This is a genomic window from Shewanella sp., assembly GCF_047975355.1.
GTDB lineage: Bacteria > Pseudomonadota > Gammaproteobacteria > Enterobacterales > Shewanellaceae > Shewanella.
The window spans coordinates 61,425-82,944 of record NZ_JBKEDJ010000056.1 but is presented as its reverse complement, the minus strand read 5'-3'; the positions used below and the strand labels follow the sequence as shown (position 1 = coordinate 82,944).

At 48.8% G+C, this 21,520-nt stretch carries 17 protein-coding genes; 4 read left to right on the top strand and 13 right to left on the bottom strand.

Annotated elements, in window-relative coordinates:
• Positions 1-16: 16 nt before the first annotated feature.
• From ACK5NH_RS15265 to ACK5NH_RS15230, 8 genes are all read right to left on the bottom strand, one after another.
• On the bottom strand, positions 17-1,447 hold the full coding sequence (locus tag ACK5NH_RS15265; protein ID WP_416921416.1) for a hypothetical protein: 1,431 nt from the start codon (positions 1,445-1,447) through the stop codon (positions 17-19).
• On the bottom strand, positions 1,444-3,165 hold the full coding sequence (locus ACK5NH_RS15260) for a VWA domain-containing protein (RefSeq protein ID WP_416921414.1): 1,722 nt from the start codon (positions 3,163-3,165) through the stop codon (positions 1,444-1,446). The genes ACK5NH_RS15265 and ACK5NH_RS15260 overlap by 4 nt, the downstream gene beginning before the upstream one ends.
• Positions 3,158-4,165: a VWA domain-containing protein gene (locus ACK5NH_RS15255; protein ID WP_416921412.1), complete on the bottom strand. Its 1,008-nt coding sequence runs from the start codon at positions 4,163-4,165 to the stop codon at positions 3,158-3,160. Before ACK5NH_RS15255 ends, ACK5NH_RS15260 begins: the two co-directional genes overlap by 8 nt.
• The gene (locus ACK5NH_RS15250; RefSeq protein ID WP_416921410.1) at positions 4,152-4,670 is read right to left on the bottom strand and encodes a DUF4381 domain-containing protein; all 519 of its coding nucleotides are present in this window, start codon (positions 4,668-4,670) and stop codon (positions 4,152-4,154) included. The genes ACK5NH_RS15255 and ACK5NH_RS15250 overlap by 14 nt, the downstream gene beginning before the upstream one ends.
• Positions 4,667-5,659 carry a DUF58 domain-containing protein gene (locus tag ACK5NH_RS15245; RefSeq protein ID WP_416921408.1) on the bottom strand — a complete coding sequence of 331 codons (993 nt, stop codon included), beginning with the start codon at positions 5,657-5,659 and terminating at the stop codon, positions 4,667-4,669. The genes ACK5NH_RS15250 and ACK5NH_RS15245 overlap by 4 nt, the downstream gene beginning before the upstream one ends.
• Before the next feature lie 5 nt (positions 5,660-5,664).
• Positions 5,665-6,666 carry an AAA family ATPase gene (locus ACK5NH_RS15240; RefSeq protein ID WP_416921406.1) on the bottom strand — a complete coding sequence of 334 codons (1,002 nt, stop codon included), beginning with the start codon at positions 6,664-6,666 and terminating at the stop codon, positions 5,665-5,667.
• Positions 6,650-7,960 (bottom strand): anaerobic sulfatase maturase, encoded by a 1,311-nt coding sequence (locus tag ACK5NH_RS15235; protein ID WP_342201622.1) that lies wholly within the window; start codon positions 7,958-7,960, stop codon positions 6,650-6,652. Before ACK5NH_RS15235 ends, ACK5NH_RS15240 begins: the two co-directional genes overlap by 17 nt.
• Positions 7,961-8,021: 61 nt before the next feature.
• On the bottom strand, positions 8,022-9,539 hold the full coding sequence (locus ACK5NH_RS15230) for an arylsulfatase (protein WP_416921404.1): 1,518 nt from the start codon (positions 9,537-9,539) through the stop codon (positions 8,022-8,024).
• Positions 9,540-9,681: 142 nt separating this feature from the next.
• Here ACK5NH_RS15230 and ACK5NH_RS15225 point away from each other — a divergent pair, with 142 nt between their 5' ends.
• The 3 genes from ACK5NH_RS15225 (at position 9,682) to ACK5NH_RS15215 (ending at position 12,408) form a co-directional block, all read left to right on the top strand.
• Complete coding sequence (locus ACK5NH_RS15225) at positions 9,682-10,527, top strand: LysR family transcriptional regulator (RefSeq protein WP_416921402.1); 846 nt, start codon at positions 9,682-9,684, stop codon at positions 10,525-10,527.
• Between the two features lie 510 nt (positions 10,528-11,037).
• Positions 11,038-11,985, top strand: coding sequence for a hypothetical protein (locus ACK5NH_RS15220; RefSeq protein WP_416921400.1), 948 nt, complete (start codon positions 11,038-11,040; stop codon positions 11,983-11,985).
• Positions 11,986-12,228: 243 nt separating this feature from the next.
• Positions 12,229-12,408 (top strand): hypothetical protein, encoded by a 180-nt coding sequence (locus tag ACK5NH_RS15215; protein WP_416921397.1) that lies wholly within the window; start codon positions 12,229-12,231, stop codon positions 12,406-12,408.
• A gap of 142 nt (positions 12,409-12,550) precedes the next feature.
• Here ACK5NH_RS15215 and panP read toward each other — a convergent pair whose 3' ends face one another.
• The 5 genes from panP to ACK5NH_RS15190 form a co-directional block, all read right to left on the bottom strand.
• A complete protein-coding gene (gene panP / locus ACK5NH_RS15210) occupies positions 12,551-14,200 on the bottom strand; it encodes a pyridoxal-dependent aspartate 1-decarboxylase PanP (RefSeq protein WP_416921395.1) in 1,650 nt (549 codons plus the stop codon).
• A gap of 254 nt (positions 14,201-14,454) precedes the next feature.
• Complete coding sequence (locus ACK5NH_RS15205) at positions 14,455-15,600, bottom strand: glycerate kinase (protein ID WP_416921393.1); 1,146 nt, start codon at positions 15,598-15,600, stop codon at positions 14,455-14,457.
• A gap of 58 nt (positions 15,601-15,658) precedes the next feature.
• A complete protein-coding gene (locus ACK5NH_RS15200) occupies positions 15,659-17,017 on the bottom strand; it encodes a GntP family permease (protein WP_416921391.1) in 1,359 nt (452 codons plus the stop codon).
• A 260-nt stretch (positions 17,018-17,277) separates the two neighbouring features.
• A complete protein-coding gene (locus ACK5NH_RS15195) occupies positions 17,278-18,276 on the bottom strand; it encodes a catalase family peroxidase (protein WP_416921389.1) in 999 nt (332 codons plus the stop codon).
• 257 nt (positions 18,277-18,533) lie between these two features.
• Complete coding sequence (locus tag ACK5NH_RS15190) at positions 18,534-19,766, bottom strand: sugar diacid recognition domain-containing protein (RefSeq protein ID WP_416921387.1); 1,233 nt, start codon at positions 19,764-19,766, stop codon at positions 18,534-18,536.
• Between the two features lie 229 nt (positions 19,767-19,995).
• Between ACK5NH_RS15190 and ACK5NH_RS15185 the strand changes: the two genes are divergently transcribed.
• Positions 19,996-21,495 (top strand): M4 family metallopeptidase, encoded by a 1,500-nt coding sequence (locus ACK5NH_RS15185; RefSeq protein WP_416921385.1) that lies wholly within the window; start codon positions 19,996-19,998, stop codon positions 21,493-21,495.
• Positions 21,496-21,520 lie beyond the last annotated feature (25 nt).

The window sequence follows — 21,520 nt, the reverse complement described above, 5'->3', positions numbered from 1 at the left end:
CTATCTGTAGTCCCCTCTATGACTCCGAGGGTTTAGGTTCAGATGACGCTTTTCCAGATGGCACTTTTTCAGTTAAAAATGGCTGCTTATCTAATTCAATGAGCGCCTTAGGTAAGGTAAAGCCCGACCGCACTCGCTTAATCCGCTGCCAGAGGTAGATAAAATCCGCTCGGCGAGTCGTACTCGTTTGTAGCCTTAAGGCCGCATCTTGCCAATCTGGTTCCGTGGATACCGCCGTCATCGCCAGCAACTGTTTACGCCGACGTAAACGTCGGTACAAGAGTGCCCGACAGGTTTGCCACTCACCATTACGCAGGGCGCGATAAAACACTAACCACACAGGAATAGGATGAGTTTGGTAATACACTTTCCCCCAGCGTATCAATAACCCCAATATCGCTGCGCTGAGTAGCAGGGTGAACAGTGTCCATGCGTGGTACTTCAACCAAGAACTCAGGGTATGCTTGACCTTAATCGTCTTCCCTTCCAGCACTATCTGCTCCAACTGGCCGCTTTGGGTGTTCCACCACCAGAGTCGATACTCGGGCCAACTCACGTCACCGCCATTTTGCAGTACATAGGTTTGGCTATCGATTCGGCTCGACACATAACCTTCACGGCTTTGTTTATCCGCAAGCTCTGGGGTACTGGGATATAACTTCCAGTCGGGAGAGCTTTGCGCCTGCATAAGATTAGGCAGCAGCACAGAGAGGGAATCATTGGCCTCGATATTAATAGTGCGTACTAGGCTGTCTCCCACCTTCAGCACCTCACCCTCATTCGGGCTCCAATCCTGCTGTACCTTGACATTAGATGCCGCAAACCAAGCTTTGTTACTAGCAAGCTCAGCGCTTGGTAAGGCCACACGAAAACTCAAGGTAGGCGTTGTGAGCGTGACAGCTTGCTTGTCGCCATTGACGCCAGCCACCTGAGTGATGACTGTGGCTTCTGGCACGCTAAAGTCACCGCTGGTTTGTGGATAGAGGGCGATTTCCCAGCGCTGCCGCGACCAAGTCTGGCCGTCTTCCTGCTCGGTATAATTAACGGCAAAGGTATTGCGTTGCTTCACTAACACATTGGGGATTTCAATGCCCTTTATCTGAGTGCCCGAGGTAAACCAGCGGTTGGTCGACACCTCAATCTGCAATAATATCTGCTCCGTCGGCGCCCATAGCTTTTCTGTTCCATCGAAATTCTCATCCGGCTTTTCACCCAACCACGCCTTCACTTTGACCGCGGTGGCCGGCTCGGTTGGTAGGGCTGCGTCCGTCTGCGCATGGGCATGGGTTGCGAGCAGCAAACCATTCAGTATCAAGGTGATGAACATCAAAGCGATGACTCTTCTGGTCATCAATTTCGCACCGTTGACGACTGACCTTATCGACACTCGCACTCTGCCGCCAAAGAGTGTTTTGTCGCAGCGCAGTGCACTGTTTGCATGACTCATGGCTGCAACCCTCCCTTGGCGTTATCTGTGCTCTGTGCGCCCTTAGGTTGCAGATTTTGCAGCTGAAACTTCGCCCGCAAAAATTGTTCGGGATTAGCCTCGACTCGCTTTAGCCAGACTTCGGCCAATTTAGGGTCGCCCAACATCTGCTCCGCCGTCAGGTTTTGCGACTGCATTTTATCCTGTGAGGTTTGTTCATCGGCGCCTTCGGCGGTCTGCGGCTGATCGTCCGGCAACTCGATGGAGGTTTCCTGATCGTCCATACTGTTGGCTTGGGAGGCACTAGCTTGATTGATTTCATCGATAAGCCCCTCAATAACCTTAAGATTATGCTCGATATTGGCTTTTAGCTCGGGAGCAATATCCTGCTTTTTCGCCAGTGTCCTCAAGAGCTTACGCGCCGCGATATATTCCCGCTGCCGCGCTAATGCGCTGGCGGCGTAATAGGCGCCAAGATCGGTTTGTACCTGCATAAAGGCCGAATGTGCGAGCTTATACTCACCGCCATAGTAGTAGGCGATCCCCTTGTTGAGCACCGAATGGTAAGCCGCTGCCGCCTTGGCAAATTCGCCCTGATTAAACCAGAGTGCGCCTTGTTGATCCGGCGTTAGCCACAGATCCAACCACCATTGCCAACTCCGCTCGGCAAAACTGACTTCAGTCACTTGGGTCTCTGTGACCGCCTTAGAAACGGTGATTTCGGCATAAACCTGTTGCGGCGCCATACTTGGTAGCGTTAATGCTAACGCTAGGCTCCACTTCACCAACCAGCCCCGGCGAAACCACAACAAACTGAGCAAGGCTAAGGGCCAGAGTAGCCAATAGCCCTCATCCAACCAAGGCATGCTGGAATCATTATTAAGCATGCTAAAGCGTTCAATTTTGCGCTCAAGTGCCTGAATATCCGCATCATCTATCGTCAGGCGATACAGGCTACCGCCCGTGCTATCGGCCAAGTTAGCAAGGGAGCCAAAATCCACCGGCACCTGTGATTGAATATCGGGATCGCCAATCGCCAAGATCAGCAATTGATAGGGAGGCTGTTCAAACTGCTCAGTAAAATACCGCTCAAACGCATCGATAGTGAGTTGGTCTACGCCGTCGGTCAGCAGCAATACGCTGTTGCCCACATTCGCGGGTAACTGCTCAGCTAACTGACTCAGTGCAGTCTGCGCCGCTTTGCCCGATAGCGGCATCACCTCAGGGCTGATCGCCTCAAGGTAAGGCTGCAGCACCTTAGCATCGCTGGTGACTGGCATAGCCACATGGGCGCTGCCCGCAAACACCATCAACCCCGTCTTGCCACCGCTACGCGCCGAGATTAAATCCAAAATCTTATGTTTAGCGCGGCTAAGTCTATCCGGCGCCACGTCCTGCTGTTTCATGCTCTCACTGCTGTCGAGTAACACCATGAGTGCGGCATCGTCCTCGCCGAAGGGCGACGCCTCGCGCTCCCAGGTCGGCCCCGCGCAGATAATCACCGCCAGTAACAGCAATAACATTAAGATTTTCAACGGTAACTGACTGCGCCAACCGCCTTGATTCAGCGTGAGCGCATTACGTAAATGGTTGGGGAAAAATGCCAGCCGCTGCTGCACATCATCCCGGCGCCAACGCAGTAACAGCACTATGGCGACAGGAATAAGGGTTAATAACCAGAGTGGTCGAATAAAATGAAACTGCGCCAATATTTGCAGCTCTAAATGCCAATCAGTCATTGGCTACCTCGGCGCGGCTGAACATTTGCCGCAGTGTCATCCAGCTGAAGATCAGCAGATGCAAGGCGAGTACGATGGCAATCAGGTAGTGATGCAGGGTAATTTTCGGGCGAAAACTGGCGCTGCTGTATTGCTGCGGTTCCAGCTTATCGATCAGCTGATACGCCTTATCCAATTCGGCTTGGTCGATAGCAATAAAGGCGCGCGCCTCAGTCAACTGCGACACCCTTTGTACCACCTCCATATCCATTGGCTGCTCGCCCACATGGGTAGGATCGCCCATGGCAATAGTGTAAATCTTAATGCCTCTGGCGGCGGCAATCTTGGCGGCATCCACGGGTTCGACAAAACTGCCGGTATCGTTACCATCGGTCAGCACTATCATCACCTGCTGCTCCGATGGCTGCGGATTTTGCTCGAACACTTTAATGCCAAGACCAATCGCATCGCCAAGATGGGTACTCTGCCCCGCCATCCCCGTTTGCGCCTCCTCTAGCAAGCTTAACCACACCTGCTGATCGGCGGTAAATGGCGTTTGGATAAAGGCGGCATCCCCAAACAAAATCAGTCCAAACCGATCGCCACTGCGTTTGGCGATAAAGGTTTTTAAAACGTTTTTCGCCGCGTTTAAGCGGGTTAAGGTACTGCCATCGGCGGTGATAAAATCCGCCTCATCCATGGAGCCAGACAAGTCCACCAACATCAGGACGTCCCGTCCGAAGGCTTCGCGGGTTTGCACTTCGCCGAGGATACTGGGCTTAGCCAATGCGGTGACAATCAACAACCAAGAGAGGATCAGCATGCCCCGCTGCCAATGTTTTGGGCTGAGCAGGCCAGCGGCGACTTTAGGAGTCTCATTCAATGCCCGCAGGATTTCGGTAAAGAACGGCACTTTGATCGCGTCTTCGCGGCTGCGGTACGCGGGCACAAACCAGTACACCAGCACGGGCAGCGGCAACAGGATAAACGCCCAAGGATAGGCAAACTCAAGTTGCTCCATGGCGAGCCTCCGGCATCTGATGCCCGCTTAACCACTGGTTTAGCCCTTGGCGCACAGCGCTAAACTCGGGACGAGTGGCATGAGGATCTTCAAGGCATTTTAGCCACTGCTGAAACGATTCATCGCTCGCTAGACTAGCCTTCGTATGGTAGCGCCCCATCTGCTCAAGCAAGGGAGCACCGTAGAGGGAGGCGTTTTTCGGCTCTAAGTAGACCATCACGATTTTAATAATCTTCATCATCTGCGTCGGCCAATGTGGGTCCTCCGCCGACAGACTCTGCAGGGCCGTTATCGCCTCTTGGCGGTAACGGTTACGCCACCAGAAAATCCCCTTGAGATACAGTCGATAACCCAGATACAGCACCAATGACAGCAGCAATATCTGCCAGCCCAGAGTCTGTGGCCACCAGCTCACAGGATCAGGCTGAGCCACGTCTTTTAACTCCCTAAGCATGTAGCTGCCGGGAGGAGACTGAGTTGCGCCGAGCAGTAAGATTGCCGTCATTGGATATCACTCAGGGTACGAGCCAGTTGCAGCAGATGATCGCCTTGAGTGCCGATTTCAATAAAGGGCATACGCTGCATCGCCATCAGGTTTTTGAGTTGGGTTTGTTTCTCAAGATATTGTTTTTGCAGCGCCTTATTCACCTCGGCCGTTTGTTGCCCCTTCTGTAATGCCAACTGATATTGGCCATCACCCACCACCCAAGTGCTGCTAACACTATCTTCGGGCACATGGGTTTCCATCGGATCAGAGATAAAAATACACAGCACATCATTATGCTGCTGCAGGTACTTTAACTGTTTGAGGGATTGGTTATCTGCATCGGCAAAGTCGCTGACAATCACTAGCGTTGCGGCTTTGAGGCTGCGCTGACTTAAAATTTGCATCCACTCGGCGAAACTTACCCGTTTGCTATCTCGGCTCGCCGCGCTCAGGGAATGATTGGCTTGAATAAGCCTATCTAACCCCATTAAAAAATGCGCCGTACCACGCTTTGCCGAGCACCAATGCAGCTGCTGAGTCGCGGATATCAACAGCCCAACCCTGTCATTATTGGCCAGCGCCAGCCAGCCCATTAAGGCGGCAATCTCGGCGGCCACGACGGATTTCATATGGCTCACCGAGCCAAAATACATGGAGCTACGTTGGTCAACGCAGAGGATTACTTGGCGATCTTTCTCTTCGGTGTAACTGCGCACATGGGGCTTACCCGTGCGTTGGGTAACCTTCCAATCCATTTGGCGAATATCATCACCCAGTTGGTAGTGGCGCAGTTCCTCAAAGTTCAGCCCGCGCCCCCGTTGATGCGATTGATAACGGCCAGAAAGGTGCGCCCGAGAGTAACGCAGGCTAAGCATTTTGATTTGCGTCGTCTGTCCCTGTAATCGCACCAGTTGCGGCAAACTGGCATAGATACGGGGATCCTCTTGCTTGGCAGAGGATTGGGACGACTGAGATCGAGAGGATGCGGCCAGAGATGCGAGCGCCATAGCCGTTATCCAATACTGACCACATCGAGCAGTTCATGCACCAGATCGCGCTGATTGACCCCGTCCGCTAATGCCTCGTAGGAGAGGCTCAACCTATGGCTCAACACTAAAATCGCTACCTCACGCACATCGTCCACCAGCACATGGTCACGGCCATTGAGCCAAGCCAAGGCGCGGGCACATTTGTCCAACGCAATCGATGCCCGTGGGCTGGCACCAATCATCAGCCAGCTAGCTAACTTAGATTGGGGATATTGCTCGGGCTGGCGCGTCGCCATCACTAAATCGATAATATAGTTCTCCACCATATCCGATAGCGTCACGGCCGCAATTTGCTGCCGCGCCTTGAGAATACTGGCGGGATCTATGGTGATAGTTTGTGGTTTATCGGCGCTAAACACGCCGTTTTCCTCACTGCGAACGAGGCGTACTATGTCACGCTCGGCTTCTTTTGTGGGGTAATCCACCGACGCTTTGATCAGGAAACGGTCCATCTGCGCTTCGGGCAGCGGATAGGTGCCTTCCTGCTCGATGGGGTTTTGTGTCGCCAGCACCATAAAGAGTTCGGGCAGCACATGGGTTTGCCCCGCTACGGTAATAGTGCCCTCAGCCATGGCCTCTAACAGCGCCGCCTGCACTTTGGCGGGGGCGCGGTTAATTTCATCGGCAAGCACGATTTGATTAAACACTGGGCCAGGCTGAAACCTGAGTGTCGATTTACCCTCGGCCTCGTGGAGCACCTCAGTGCCCGTGACATCCGAGGGCAAGAGATCTGGCGTAAATTGAATGCGCCCAAAGGAAATCGCCAAGGCATTGGCCAAGGCTTTAACCGAACGGGTTTTTGCCGTTCCGGGTAAACCTTCGAGCAGCACATGGCCGCTGCACAGTAAACCCAAAATCAGACTGCGGATCACTGTGCGTTGCCCTACGACTTGAGATTCAACCTGTTCAATTAAGGCGAGAATATCCCCGTGGGCACGCGTTTGTGTGTTAGCCATTGGTTCCATGTGGTTGTCCTAGCAATACGGCCAATCCCGTGAGAATCGGCAACGAATAATCGAAAAATGCTTTAATCCCTGGACACAGATAATTGAGCCCTTCTTCCCCATCAGGGGTTTTCAGTAGGCGATTTTTAGGGCATTCGCCCCAACAGAGTTTTAAATACGGGCACTGCTTACAGTATTGGGGCAACGAGTCGCGCTTGGCTAATCCGAAGGTTAATTGCCGGGTAGAGAACGCCATTTCATTGAGTGGGCGCTCGTGCACATTGGCAATCTTATATTCGGGGTAAACGTAATGATCACAACTAAAGACATCGCCATTATGTTCAATGGCTAAGCCCTTACCGCAAAATTCAGCGGTAATACATAGCTGCGCCGGTTTGCCCATCACTTGTGCGACCGCCGTCTCAAACAGGTTAACCAGCACTCGGCCAAGATCGTTGTTGATCCACTCTTCAAAGGTGACGATTAGGAACTTGCCCCAATCATCGGCATCGACTGACCAATCCGTCACCACCGACATAGGATGCCCAGGCTTTGCCAGCTCGCTGCCAACCGTGGGTATCATGCTGCTGTTCCAAAACTGTGGTGCCGTGGTTTTAAAATCGCTGGGTTCGACCACAGGGTTAAACTGGATATAGGTCGCGCCCAACTCTTTGGTGACAAAGCGATAAACTTCGAGCGGGTACTTAACGTTGTGGCGGTTAACCGTCACTAAAGCGTTAAAACGCACCTTGTATTGTTTGAGCTTTTCGACCGCAGCCATCACTAAATGAAAGGTTGGCTTGCCACTGCGGGTCACACGATATTTGTTATGGAGTTCTTCGGGACCGTCGATGGATAAACCCACGAGGAAATTATGTTCGGCAAGAAACTGGCACCACTCATCGTTTAATAGGATGCCGTTGGTTTGCAGATCGTTTTCAATTTTAACGCCCACGGGCTGATATTTTTTCTGTAGCTGAACTACCTTGCGATAGTAGTCCACGCCTAACAGGGTCGGCTCGCCACCCTGCCATGAGAATACGATTTCGTCGCCATCTTGGCTTTCGATATAACCTTTAATAAAGGCTTCGAGGGTCGCATCATCCATCTCTGGTTGCTTAGGCTGATGCAGTAAGCCTTCTTTGTGCAGATAAAAACAGTATTGGCAATCGATGTTACATTTCGCCCCACCGGGTTTGGCCATTACATGGAAACGACGTTGGTAAGCAGATTTGCTATCGCTGAGGTCTTTATAGGCGGTCTTTAACGGCACAACCCCTAATTGCGTTGATGCCTGCATCGTGCTTTTAGTCATTCATACTCCTTTATTAAATATGGCGCTCCGAAGAGCGCCACAGCATACCTAGCAATAACGACTATTTAGGCACAAAGCTACCAGCTTCCATGCGTGGAGGGAACTCTTTAAAGGTCGCCATGATATCTGCCACCTTCGCCGAGGCAGGTCCCATCAAGAACGCGCGCTCGTACCACCAAGTGTCGTAGCCTATACCCGTGTCTCCACGTTCAAAGGGATCGATACTTAAATCAAACATTTTAGGTACACGCAATGGTGTAAAAGGCTGCTGCCAAATGGCTAAGCCCGTTTCATGCTCTTGGATCTTAAAGTGGAATTTGAACTGGTTGTAACGCAGCGCAAGCAAGTCACCATCGTCGCTCCAGTACACAAACTCGTTGCGTGCAGAGTCTTTGGCCTTACCCGTCAGATATGGTAATTGGTTGTAACCATCGAGGTGAACCTTGTAGGACATACCATTCGCTTTCTTACCCTTAAGCAACTCACTCTTCACTTTGTCATTGCCTGCGGCAGCGACTAAGGTTGGGACGAAGTCTTCTAATGACATCATGCCGTTAAAAGTAGTATTTGGCTTGATATGCCCAGGCCATTTGATCATTGCCGGTACACGGAATGCACCTTCCCAACCAGTGTTTTTCTCGCTGCGGAAAGGGGTCATACCCGCATCTGGCCACAGGTTGATCATTGGGCCGTTATCCGTGGTGTAGATGATGATAGTGTTATCATCGACGCCAAGTTCTTTAATCTTCTTCAGCAGTTGGCCGATTTGATCGTCGTGCTGCTTCACGCCATCGGCATAAAATCCCGCCCCCGTTTTACCAGCGTAAGAATCTGGCACGTGGGTAAAGTTATGCATACGGGTGGTGTTAAACCAAGTGAAGAAGGGTTTATCTGCCTTAACCTGCTTCTCGATAAAGGTCTCTGCCGCATCGAGGAACTCACCATCGACGGTTTCCATGCGCTTACGGGTCAGTGGGCCTGTATCTTCAATTTTGCCGTCGGCATAGGAGTGAATAACGCCACGGGGGCCAAACTTCTTACGGAAAGCTGGGTCTTTTGGATAATCGGCATTTTCAGGCTCTTCCTCGGCATTGAGGTGATACAAGTTACCGAAGAACTCGTCGAAACCATGGTTAGTCGGCAGATGCTCGTCACGATCCCCCAAATGGTTTTTACCAAATTGACCCGTTGCATAACCTAAGTCTTTTAACATAGTTGCAATTGTGGGATCTTTTTCGCTAATCCCTTCAGGCGCGCCTGGCATACCGACTTTAGAGAGACCTGTACGCTTAGGCATTTGGCCTGTAATAAAGGCACTGCGTCCCGCGGTAGAACTCTGCTGAGCATAGAAGTTAGTAAACTTGGCTCCTTCTGCGGCAATACTGTCAATATTGGGCGTGCTATATGCCATCATTCCCTGATTGTAGGTACTTAAGTTCCAGTAACCCACATCATCACCAAAAATAACCAGAATATTTGGTTTATCTGCAGCATAGGCTGTCACTGACGCGGCGCCCAAAGCCAATGTGCAAGCATTTAGCACAAACTTATTTGAGCGCCTTTGTTTTCCTGTACTCATAAAGACTCCATTTTTTACGGTGGGTGGTTATCTCATCTCGCACAAAATATAAACATCCCATCCAGATTAGGCGCAAAATGTACAAGAAACAATCATCAAAATGTTTTACGATACATAAATCAAATTTATGAGTTTAATGATTATGGATTTAAATTTAGTACGTACATTTTTAGTGGTGGAAGAGTGCCAATCCTATACCAAGGCTGCCGAACGTATGCAATTGACCCAGCCCGCTATTAGCGCGGCCATTAAACGACTAGAAAAACTCTATGGTGAAAATCTGTTTATCAAGCAAGGGCGAGGCATAGAACTCTCCAGCAAAGGGCAGCAACTTATCCCCGCATTTCGTCAAGCTGTCAGCATTATCGAAAATGCAATGAATATGCGAAAACAGTTTAATGTTTACTGTAATGAATCGCTGATAAACACCTTATTCCCCATTGATAACATTAACTTGCAAGAATCTCCGCCGGAGAAAAACCAGCTGTTTGAACACCTACGCCAAGAGAAAACCGACATTATTGTCGATAGTATGTTGACTCGAGACAGTGCATTTATGGTGGAGGAAATTCTCTTAGAGCCCTTAGTAGTGATTTGCCGAAAAGACCATCCACGGATTCAGCAAAGCATCACCAAAGACGCCTTTTATCGTGAAGAGCATGTGTTTTACAGCGGCACATGGGAAAAGATCCGCGGCTTTGAACTCTTTGCCAACGAACCCATTGAAGAACGCAAAATGGCATTAATCTGTCATTCGATTGCCAGCATTGCCTTGAATATTTCTCAGAGTGATTCAATTGCCGTTATCGCTCGCTCCTTTGCCGAGCAATGGGCAGCGAAATTAAATCTGCAAATATTAACTTGCCCCATTAATACCGATTCAATTCCCTATCATTTGGTGTACCACAAACGACAAATTAAAAATCCCCTGCATAAAAAAATCAGAGAAGAAATAAAAGCCAAGATAAAAGCTTTACATAGGCAATAGGAATAAACCTTGCGCCGATAATTGGGGCAACTTGGTGCTTTTCCGACTTACGGCTGAGGAGAGTTTAAGTCGTGGGGCTTCACCCCACACCCGACCAAGGAGGACTGCTCGTCCTATCCTCCTTGGATGCTCCAAGACGCCCCTAACGGAGTTGAAAGCCCCTTGGGCATTAAGCGTCCTTATGCTATCGCGTCAGACGCTCGTCCCTGATTCGACTGACGCAATCTCGGCATCCATGCCTCGCTCACGCAACGAACGCAAATGCCCTGCGGCAACTCCGAGGGGAAGGTGAACTCCTTCAGCGTTTGTGTTGTTTGGAATTCATGCAAAGCAAATCGAGTAATGCTTACTACCACTTTTAGACATTTAACAATGGGGGGCTCGTCAAATTAGCTTCTCGTTAAATTCTAGAAATACTGAAGTTGTGAGGTTAACATCATAAAATTGCTAGTAAAAAAAACAGAATAGACGTTATCATCGTGTTAAGTCAGGCCATTTTTTGAGACGTGTATGTTTGAGCAATTTACTAATTCGATTAAAGCTACATTATATGACAGAGTATCAAGCCCATTATCTAGTAGCTTTATAATTTCTTGGTGCTTATGGAATTACAAAATTTTAATTGTGTTGTTCTCATCAATGAAGCCATATGAAAAATACAACACAATTGATATATTGGTAAGTACTACGGCTTTTAAAACCACATTTTTTGAACCTCTTGGCTTTTGGCTTGCAAATGGTTTTTTGTTTCCATTAATTTCTGCAGTTATCTACATTTATGTCTATCCATACCCAGCAAAGTACGTTTATAAATATTGGTTAGGGAAACAAAATAAACTCAAAGAAGAAAAGGATTCAATCGGAAAAACTGTGCTACTTAGTCTCGAACAATCTATAGCAATTAAGAAAAATATGCTTGAAATTGATGTTAAGTTTGATGAGCTTTTAAGCAAAAAAGATAAGGAAATAATCGCTAAATACGAGGAGATAAATGGATTAAATGAGGTCATTAAAAATCTGGCAAATTCAAATAAAACGTTGTTAGAGGAGCGTAACTCGCTAAATACCGCTAATATAAATATGCTAGATGAAATAAAAAACCTTAATAATACGAATCAGTCATTGCTAACGGAAAATCAACGTTACAAAACTGAGATTGAAAAGCGTCTTTCTGATGAGGATATCACCTCTATTAATAATGAAGTTCATCTTTCATTGAAGAAGAAATATTTTAGAACAGAGTTGGCTTATGAGTTGTTTAAAAATATGACTGATGGCAATTTAGTGTATGAACATCAGCTTTTTAATAGTATTCCATCTGATGCACGTTCAAAAATAGCTTTTGATGTTGCTATTGACGATTTATTTAAATCAAAATTAATTTCGAATACATCAGCAGGTACAATGACCTTAACACCACAAGGAAAGCGCGTTGCTTTAGAACTAGGTTTGGCGTAAGTTCATATAATAAGTACCCGTTAACGGGTACGCTTTTCTCCCGCCGAAAAATCCCCGTATACCTATAAGCGCACTTAGCCAACGCTGTGAAGCGTTGGCACGTTAGCCCGCCGTGAGGCAGCGTATCTCAAGGGGAAAACTATGCTAAAAAATACCTGCCTTTAGTGGTGATTGCTGCCGATGTTGTCTATGCCGCTAATCGCGTCATGTCTGTTCACCATTTAATTGGTTAAGGGGTGAAACATGCGCACCACAGTTAAATTCCCATCTTTTCAAACGTTGCCGCAGATTACACTGAGATTTGCTAAGCCGAATTCGATTGCGGACGTGACCTTCGATGATATGGATATCATCGCAGAGCCGCCATGGATGGCTTCACGGCGTGTCACGGAAGCAATTGAATTCGGTGTATCAACTACGTGAATAGAAGCTCTTTATCTTTGTTATTTCAACAAGCTTTCCGCAATTTTAGCTCTGCAAACAAAAACAGTCGCAAATATTTGCGGCTGTCTGTGATTAACACTTTGTATTTGAATGAGATTTAAAGCTTACGCTAAATCACTCGCTATTCATTGGCCATAGCTAATAGCGCAGGTAAGAACTCTTTATCCAATGCGGCAATTTCACCTTGCTCGATAAGCACTTGATTTAGGATCTCATGGCTAGTCAAAGGGTTGGCTAATACGACGCGAAACACCACTGTGGGTTGTCTAAAGTAGCGCGCGGGTTGAATACGGGTGCGGGAGACGAAGGATTTACCCTGTTCGCGTTGGTGTTTTTGAATGAATTGGGTTAGGCCATCGAGCAGCTCATTAAAGCGAGCGAGTTTCACTTTATCGCCTTGTTCAATCGCCACTTGCATGGCGGCCTGCACCTCCGCGGGTACATAGCGATAGGTGAGCAGGCACAGCTCTGGCGCGGTGACTAGCTCAAAGTCAGGGTGTGCGTCGATTTGCTCAGCAAAATAACGGGCTTTTTCAAGGCTGTTATTGATCAGTATTTCGTAACCATCGCGGCCGATAATCTGCAAGCAGGCATGTACTAACATCGCCATGCCGGGGCGTGAGCCCTCGAGTGTTTGACTGCCTAAATCCTTAGATCCTCGGCGCAAAATATATTCGGCGTGGTGGGCAATGGCATGGGCAAACTCCGGATTTTTAAATAGCACCATACCCGCGCCCATAGGGACATACATTTGCTTATGAGCATCGATGGTGACTGAGTCCGCGAGTTCAATACCATCGAGTAAGTGACGGTATTTATTGGATAATAAGCTTGCGCCGCCCCAAGCCGCATCCACATGGAAGTGGCAGTTTAGCTCACTTGCTAAGGCGGCAAGTTCGCGCAGTGGGTCAATATTGCCTGTTTCAGTTGTGCCTGCCACCCCAACAATCGCCATGACTTTAATGCGTTTATTCGCCAGTTCGGCGGCAACTTCGCGCATTTTGGCGACATCGACTTTATTATTGCCATCGGTTGGGATGCTGATGATATTGTCGCGACCGATACCGAGCAGGTCGACAGCCTTACCTAAAGAGTAATGACCACGCTCGGAGACGAGAATCGCTAAATCATCGAAGCCATAGTGGCGTAGCGCCTTGATTAAGCCTTCGCGGGTCACGCCTTTAAAGTCGCCATCGGCCTTGAGTAATTGGTTGCGGGCAATCCACAGGGCTGTGATGTTAGCCACAGTGCCGCCGGAGCAAAATGCGCCGAGGGAATGGTTGGCGCTGTGCATCCAATTACGATAAAAATCATCATCTTGAGCGTAAATCAAATGGTGCATCATGCCAAGCACTTGGCGCTCAAGCGGCGTAAAGGCTTTGGAGGTTTCGATTTTGACCAAGTTTTGATTCAGCCCCACCATCATTTTCGACAGTGGTAACACGAAATAGGGCAGTGCCGAGGTCATATGCCCAATAAAACTGGGCGCCGCCGTATGCACCGAATGCGCCACGAGATTTTGCATGATTTCGTCGGTGTAGTCGGAGACAAAACGCGGCTGGCTTGGAATTTCAAAGGCTTGAAAATCGGTCTCGATTTCGGAGAGCGGCTTTTCTAGCGCGGCAATGCTGTCACCCAAAAAGCCCGCTAAGTCCTCTGAAAGCTTCTGCTCGATAATGCTTAAGGTGGATTCCGCATCTTCGGGCACAGTGAAAATTCGCATCAAACTGTCTTCGGATGCGATGGCTTGGCGAGGGATATTTTGGGTCATGGGGCTTGCCGTCTATTAATTCTTATAGTGAAACCGCAAAGGTGATTAAGAGTATAACCAAATACATGGCGCTTAAACCCATTTACGGATTACCAAAAAGGGAGCTCACTTTACTGCAAGGCCTTTTAGGCATCAAGCACTAAAACACCGCCTAAGTCTGTGCTTGGGTTATAGAATAAACAAAGGCGCTATGAATAGCGCCTCGGGTGTGTTTTGTTAGGCTATCTAAACGCTATCGGTACGCTAAGGTAAAGTTAGCGCTTGCCCAGCATCAAGACGGCGCCAATATTACGGGCAGTATTGGTCAGATTCGTTTTGGCGTTAGCCAGCACATCGTCCAGTGGACTTAAGTGTGGAATGATGGGGAAAATCGCCGCCATACCTTGCTCAAGCACGGCATTGGCATTGTCGCCAAGGCAACCCGCAATCCCGATAGTTGGAATGTTTTGCAGCTGCGCTTGCTTTAAGACGCCCATCGGGGTTTTGCCAAATATAGTCTGGCCATCGATTCGGCCTTCGCCCGTGATGACAAGATCCGCGCCGCGAATTTTGTCTGCCAGTCCTACTGTTTGCATCACAATCTCGACACCGGGTTTAAGCTCAGCACCTAAAAATGCCATTACGCCCAGCCCCATACCGCCCGCCGCGCCCGCGCCAGCTTGGTTGCGGTGATCGGTGACACCACTTTGGGCGATAACATCGGCATAGTGACTCAGTGCGGCGTCTAAAATGTTCACCATCGCTGGCGTTGCGCCTTTTTGCGGGCCAAATATGGCCGAAGCGCCACGCTCGCCGCACAGCGGATTATCGACATCGCAGGCCACTTCAAAGGTGCATTCCTTGAGCAGTGGATGGGCGTGGCTGATATCGATACTGGCAAGCTCCGAGAGTGCCGCGCCGCCCGCACTTAAGGTTTTACCTTGTTTATCAAGCAACAATATATCCAGCGCTTGGGCCATACCTGCGCCGCCATCATTGGTTGCGCTGCCGCCTAGGCCTAAAATAATGTGTTTTATCCCGCGATTGAGCGCATCACAAATCAGCTCGCCCGTACCATAACTGGTGGTGAGCAGCGGGTTACGCTGATCCCTTGGTACATGGTGTAAACCTGAAGCGGAGGCCATTTCAATCACCGCGATCGTGCCTTTGGCTTGCTGGCCTAAAATGCCGTAATGGGCTTTGACTTTATGGCCCAGTGGCCCCATGACCTCTAAGTTGACAATGCTGCCGCCAGTGGCATCGACCATAGATTGCACAGTGCCTTCGCCGCCATCGGCGACGGGGATTTTGACAATCTCACAGTCTGGGATCACTTGTGTTAAGCCTTGTTCGATCGCATTAGCCACATCGAGTGCGCTTAAGCTCTCTTTAAAGGAATCGGGGGCGATAACTATCTTCATTCAAAATCCTACAGCTTTTTGGGCGCACGGATGCGCCCAAGGATGAGAAAAGTGCGGCTTAGAGCAGCACTAAGCTTAGTACATACACGGTCAGCATTGCGGTGACGCCTTGGATCAGGGTCGCCATGGTTTGTGCTTTATAGGCTTGTTTAACGCTCATGCGGCTAAATTGAGTCACCACCCAGAAGAAGCTGTCGTTGGCGTGGGAGACTGTCATGGCGCCGGCACCAATGGCCATTACGGTTAACACGCGGCCCATATCGCTACCAAGACCAATATCGCCCAGCATAGGTGCGACTAAGGCTGAGGTTGCCACTAGGGCGACGGTGGATGAACCTTGAGCCGATTTCAGCGCGGCGGCGACGATAAAGGGCATAAAGATACCCACGCCGAGCGCCGACAGTGAGCTTCCGAGGAAGTCACCGATAGGCGTTGCTTTTAACACGGCGCCGAAGGCACCACCGGCACCGGTGATCAAAATAATTGGTGCTGCGGCAATGAGGCCTTGGCTGATGCGCTCGCTAAACTCTGCAATCTTGTTATCGCTTTTCAGTAACAGCAGAGACAGGAACAGACCGATAAGCAGGGCGTTAACGGGTTGGCCAAGGAAAACCAACAGGCTAAATAGGCCTTCTTTGCCAAGTGGTGCAGACGGGAAGTTGGCGATAGAGCCTAAGCAAATTAATAGGATAGGCACAAAAATCGGTGCAAATGCTTTTAATGGGCTAGGGAGTGTGCCATAGCTTTGTTTTAAGGCTTCAAAATCAGCAGCTTGAGCTTTGAGTTCTTCCGCGCCTTCGCCATCGGGTTCAACACTGGCAAAACGGTTCGCCCATAACATCCCCGCAAGCGCGGCAACGGCGGCAACAAATAAACCGACACCAATCACTAGGCCTAAGTTGGACTCTAAACCTAAGTTACCCGCCGCGGCGATAGGACCTGGTGTGGGCGGTACGAAGGTGTGAGTAGCATACAGACCTGTGGCTAACGCAACGCTCATGGATACGCTTGATACCTTCATGCGGTTGGCCATGGATTGTTTAAGCGAGTTTAAGATCACGAAACCCGAGTCACAAAACACTGGAATCGACACTAAGTAGCCGATGATGGACATAGTGAGTGTTGGGAAGCGTTTACCCAAGACTTTGATAACGACGTCCGCCATGGTAATGGCGGCGCCGCTTTTCTCGAGGATGATACCGATAATGGTACCCAACACGATTACAAGACCGATATATCCGAGGATATTACCAAAGCCAGTGGTGATGGTTTTGGCAATATCGCCACTCGGTAAACCGTAGGCGAAGGCGGCGATAAAGGCGGCCAGAATTAAGGTTAAAAACGGATGGAGCTTAAATTTTGAGGTCGCGATAACAATAAATGCAATCACGCCGATGAGGATGAGCACTAAGTTCATAGGTTGTCCCGTTCAGTCTTGGCTGAAGTTCTTAAGTGATTTTGGCTGTTTTTGTAGGGCGCAGTATTTATTTGATCCCAAGTCCAGATAAAGGCTGCTTTAAGGTCAGCCTATTATTGAACACCGACAGTTGAATAGCTTTGGTTAAATTGACGGAATTACGCGGGGAATTGGCCATTATTTTGTGCGCATGCACAAAATAATGGCCGTGAATTCGAATGTAATGCTGGAAATATTGTTTTTGCTAACGCAAGCCGTGTTTATTGGCGGCGAATAAAGGACTCAACATACGCCGCAGTGCGGGCATTGAGGATTGGGTCATCCGACGGTGCAATACCCTTGGGTAGAAGCAGAGGATTGAAGATGCTTCTATCGCATTGTTGTACTTGAGGATCCTTATCGCGTTTGCCATCGATCACCACTTGACCGACGAGTAGACGCTGATGGTTTTCGGGCCAGAGCACTGTCGGATTATTAATATCATCGCCTTGTTCCGCTAACTGAATATACAGATCCCACTTAGCGGGTTGAGATTGGATCCGCGCGATTAACTCAGGCTTGAGAAAGTCATCACCAAGCTCTGCCAGTGCTTGCTGCGAGAGAGCTTGCGTGCCAGCTACCGGTTCAAAAATCCACTTACCCGCAACGCTGTTATTTTGCTTGTTGGTAAACAAAAAGCTGTTCACACCAAAGTAGCGGCTATTGGCAAAACTTGGGCTTGGTGGCAACTGCTTTACATAGTCGAAAAAGGCTTTGGCATCGGGCTTATTATCGATAAGCCATTGTTTACCTTCAGTACCTTGTTTGGTTTTAGTTTGGAAAAGATAAAAATCCTCAAGATTGCTGGCAAAAAACACGGGCACATTGGTGGTGACAAAGTTCAGATTTTCCCGCTCACCATCGATTTTTAATGACATAAAACGCCCTGGCGTCTTATCGGAAAGCTTAGGATTGGTGCCACCGAGGGAAAAACGGGCGGTCACTGGAATGGAGTTTTGGTTAAAAAAGGGAATATTGAGTGAATCTTGCAACTGAGGATTGGTCGCAAAGTAGCCCGAGGTACAAAACCCTTTCGTATGATTACGCAGTTTCACTTTTTTACCCGCCTCACGACTCGCCGCATCTGGCGTACCGTTCACTGCATCCACTAATTCGGGAATGGTACGCTCCGCCGCGCTGGCAAGTGGGGCGACAAACACTGAGCCGACCATTAGGCAAGCGGTGGCGAGTGAGCTGAGTTTGGCATGATATGGCTGCATGGGGATTTCTTCCTTAAACAATTTAACCGTATGGGTGTCTTGTGCCTCTATAGGAAAGGGCAAGGCGAAAAAATCTTTCATCAAAGTATGGGGCAATATTGTCAAAGGACTGAATGCCTAAGGCGTTATTATTGCGTTACTCCGAGTTTAAAACAGCGGCACATCTTAGCGAGAATCAACAGCTATCAATTAACACGTTGATTTTATAGCAAGTTATTCCTTTCTGCTGCAAATGGCGTTTACCCGAACGTAGACTATTAATCCAGTCGATAATTTGAGGTATCAATCAACTGCCCAAGATAAAGGCTTAACAATCCATGGAGGGAATGAATGTCGGTTTTGGTGAGTTGCTGAATTTTATCTAACCGATACCTTAAGGTATTTCGATGAATAAACAGGGCATTAGCACATTGCTGCGCATCGTCAAAGTGGGTGATATAGGCCGCTAAGGTTTTGCGTAGCTGGCCATTTTTATCGGCCTTAGCTAACTGTTGGTAAGGGTTGGCGAGGGCCTGCCCACGCCAATCATGCTTGAGTCCCGAGAGCAGCACTTGCAACGAGTAGTCTTCAAACAGGTATTTAGTACCTTCGGGATGAAGCTGTTTGCCTAAGTTCAAGGTTTCTTGCGCGGTTTGGTAGGAGCGCGCAATGCCGCCTTTTTCAGGAAAAAAATGCCCAAGGGCGATTTTAAAATTTAAATCCATCTGTGCCGGTAACCGTTGCAGCAGTTTATCGATACGTTGATTTTCAAGTTCGGGATCCCATTGTTTTCCATCCAGAAAAGCCGGTTTTAGGATCACCAGTTGTGACATGGATGTCATGGCAATCAAGTTACCCCGATCGGGATATTGCAGCAAATGCAGCACTTGCTTGAGTGTTTCGCTGACTCTGGGATTACGCTCATCTGGGCTGTGATCGTTCTGAACTGATGGGGAAAAGGGCGCTGATTTGTGTTGCGTGGGGGCTGGCTGTTTTTCACTAACCTCAATAATGGCGGCCACTCGCGGCAGACTCATATCGATATCGAGTTGTTTGGCCCATCGATGCAACTGCTCATCGTCGTCTGTTTGCGCCTTGATCAATTGCAGAATAAATTCTTCACGCTGACGATTTTCCCACTGCAACTTATCCTGTTGATTGGCTTGCTCAACAATCATCTCGGCGGTCATTTTCAGCAGCTCACCGTAGTGGGTTAACTCGGCGGGATCGCCGGTAATGCCGATAACTCCGATGATTTGTCCTTGATAATGCAAGGGTAAATTGATGCCGGGTTTAACGCCATGTAAGCCTGAGGCCACTTCTTCACTCAGTTCAACATTACGGTTTTGCGCGATGGCGAGCAGTGCGCCCTCGTGGGTAGAGCCAATGCGTTTGGGATCGCCTGAACCTAAGATCACGCCCTGACCATTCATCACATTGATATTGTGCCCAATGATTTTCATTGTGCGACTCACAATTTGCTTAGCGATGTGTTGATCCAAAACGTACATAATTCACCTTAATTTCAAAGGATTGATACAGAACTTCGTAAAAACGACGACTCAGTTAGGGTAAAGGCAAACGACAGAAAAGGGCAGGTGTTTTTTTCTCTTCTATACTGAGAATTGAACCCAGGTCATCTTAACTTATTTTTAACAATTGAGTTGGGAAAAGGTTATTGCCGTATTTTGTTCCCTTTAGAGTCATTGTCCCTTTGTGGGCAAGACGAAGGATATCACGATGAAAGTCTATCTCTTACCTTCTGTACTCAGTATGTGTATTGCGGCGAGTATTCAGGCGCAGGCCGCTGAGATCAAAGTTAATCATGGGCAATCCCTGTCGGCTGCGGCAGGGTTAAGCCAAAAACACAGCTTTAGAGAGGTCAAAACAGTAACGCTTAATAAAGGTCAAAGCAAAACGAAAGCGTTGCAGTACTTTGATGGTGTGCTGGTATATGGTCATCATCTGGTTGTGAGCACGGATGATACGGAACTGAGTGCTGAGGGGGATGTGGCACAAATTACGGATGATTTTTCGGTAGAGGCAGGGATTTCTCAAGGACAGGCGATTGCGGCTTTGAATCAGTTATATCCAGGTTCGGCGGCAACCGGTAAAAAGGATGTGCAACTGATGATCTTGATGACGGATGATACCCCGAGGTTAGTATATCGGGTGTCCTATTTAAGTGACCAAACCGATGTGCTCTCTCGACCAACGGGCTTTGTCGATGCGCAAACCGCTGAGGTGCTTGAGCATTGGAATGAAATTATGACCGCCAAAAATAACGTCGGTAAACCCGGTAGCGGTGGTGGTTCAGGTGGCAACAGCAATCCTTTAGATGCTTCTGGTCCTGGTGGCAATGCCAAAATCGGTGGTTACTATTATGGTACTGACTACGGTTACCTTAAGGTGAGTGAGTCCAATGGTGTATGTACTATGACCAACGCCAATGTGAAAACCGTCAATATGGCAAACTCGACTCGCCGTGGCTCAGTGTTCACCTTTAGTTGTCCGGAGAACACTTATCAGACGGTCAATGGTGCTTATTCCCCTTTAAATGATGCGCACTATTTCGGCGGCGTTATTTTTAATATGTACAAAGACTGGTATGGGACTGCACCGTTAACGTTTCAGTTAGAGATGCGGGTGCATTATGGCCGTAACTATGAAAATGCCTTCTGGGATGGCTCGGCCATGTCCTTTGGTGATGGCGCGAGTTACTTCTATCCCCTCGTGAGTTTGGATGTTTCTGCCCATGAAGTGAGCCACGGCTTTACCGAGCAAAACTCGGGGTTAAATTACAGCGGCCAGTCAGGCGGTATCAATGAAGCGTTTTCGGATATTGCCGGTGAAGCGGCCGAGTACTATATGCGTGGCAGTAACGATTGGGAAGTGGGGTATGACATAGTTAAAGGCAATGGCGCACTGCGCTATATGGATAATCCACCACTGGATGGACGTTCAATCGATAATGCCACCAATTACACCAGCTCAATGGATGTGCATTACTCCTCAGGGGTGTTTAACAAAGCCTTTTACACGCTGGCGACCAAGAGTGGTTGGAATACGCGCAAGGCGTTCGATGTGTTTGTGTTAGCGAATCAGCTGTATTGGACACCGACCTCAACCTTTAAACAAGCGGCCTGTGGTGTTCAGCAGGCCGCGAATGCCAAGGGCTCAGGTTATCCGGTGGCGGATGTGACGGCGGCATTCTCGGCGGTTGGCGTGAGTTGTCAGTGAGCTTGTTATCAGTGCAACGTCTTGA

What these genes read in the sequence shown, in the direction of transcription:
- panP (WP_416921395.1), bottom strand. Translation starts at nt 14,200, where the DNA reads ATGACCCAAAATATCCCTCGCCAAGCCATCGCATCCGAAGACAGTTTG.
- ACK5NH_RS15240 (WP_416921406.1), bottom strand. Translation starts at nt 6,666, where the DNA reads ATGGAACCAATGGCTAACACACAAACGCGTGCCCACGGGGATATTCTC.
- ACK5NH_RS15220 (WP_416921400.1), top strand. Translation starts at nt 11,038, where the DNA reads ATGTTTGAGCAATTTACTAATTCGATTAAAGCTACATTATATGACAGA.
- ACK5NH_RS15215 (WP_416921397.1), top strand. Translation starts at nt 12,229, where the DNA reads ATGCGCACCACAGTTAAATTCCCATCTTTTCAAACGTTGCCGCAGATT.
- ACK5NH_RS15235 (WP_342201622.1), bottom strand. Translation starts at nt 7,960, where the DNA reads ATGACTAAAAGCACGATGCAGGCATCAACGCAATTAGGGGTTGTGCCG.
- ACK5NH_RS15185 (WP_416921385.1), top strand. Translation starts at nt 19,996, where the DNA reads ATGAAAGTCTATCTCTTACCTTCTGTACTCAGTATGTGTATTGCGGCG.
- ACK5NH_RS15260 (WP_416921414.1), bottom strand. Translation starts at nt 3,165, where the DNA reads ATGACTGATTGGCATTTAGAGCTGCAAATATTGGCGCAGTTTCATTTT.
- ACK5NH_RS15245 (WP_416921408.1), bottom strand. Translation starts at nt 5,659, where the DNA reads ATGGCGCTCGCATCTCTGGCCGCATCCTCTCGATCTCAGTCGTCCCAA.
- ACK5NH_RS15250 (WP_416921410.1), bottom strand. Translation starts at nt 4,670, where the DNA reads ATGACGGCAATCTTACTGCTCGGCGCAACTCAGTCTCCTCCCGGCAGC.
- ACK5NH_RS15200 (WP_416921391.1), bottom strand. Translation starts at nt 17,017, where the DNA reads ATGAACTTAGTGCTCATCCTCATCGGCGTGATTGCATTTATTGTTATC.
- ACK5NH_RS15255 (WP_416921412.1), bottom strand. Translation starts at nt 4,165, where the DNA reads ATGGAGCAACTTGAGTTTGCCTATCCTTGGGCGTTTATCCTGTTGCCG.
- ACK5NH_RS15190 (WP_416921387.1), bottom strand. Translation starts at nt 19,766, where the DNA reads ATGTACGTTTTGGATCAACACATCGCTAAGCAAATTGTGAGTCGCACA.
- ACK5NH_RS15195 (WP_416921389.1), bottom strand. Translation starts at nt 18,276, where the DNA reads ATGCAGCCATATCATGCCAAACTCAGCTCACTCGCCACCGCTTGCCTA.
- ACK5NH_RS15230 (WP_416921404.1), bottom strand. Translation starts at nt 9,539, where the DNA reads ATGAGTACAGGAAAACAAAGGCGCTCAAATAAGTTTGTGCTAAATGCT.
- ACK5NH_RS15225 (WP_416921402.1), top strand. Translation starts at nt 9,682, where the DNA reads ATGGATTTAAATTTAGTACGTACATTTTTAGTGGTGGAAGAGTGCCAA.
- ACK5NH_RS15265 (WP_416921416.1), bottom strand. Translation starts at nt 1,447, where the DNA reads ATGAGTCATGCAAACAGTGCACTGCGCTGCGACAAAACACTCTTTGGC.
- ACK5NH_RS15205 (WP_416921393.1), bottom strand. Translation starts at nt 15,600, where the DNA reads ATGAAGATAGTTATCGCCCCCGATTCCTTTAAAGAGAGCTTAAGCGCA.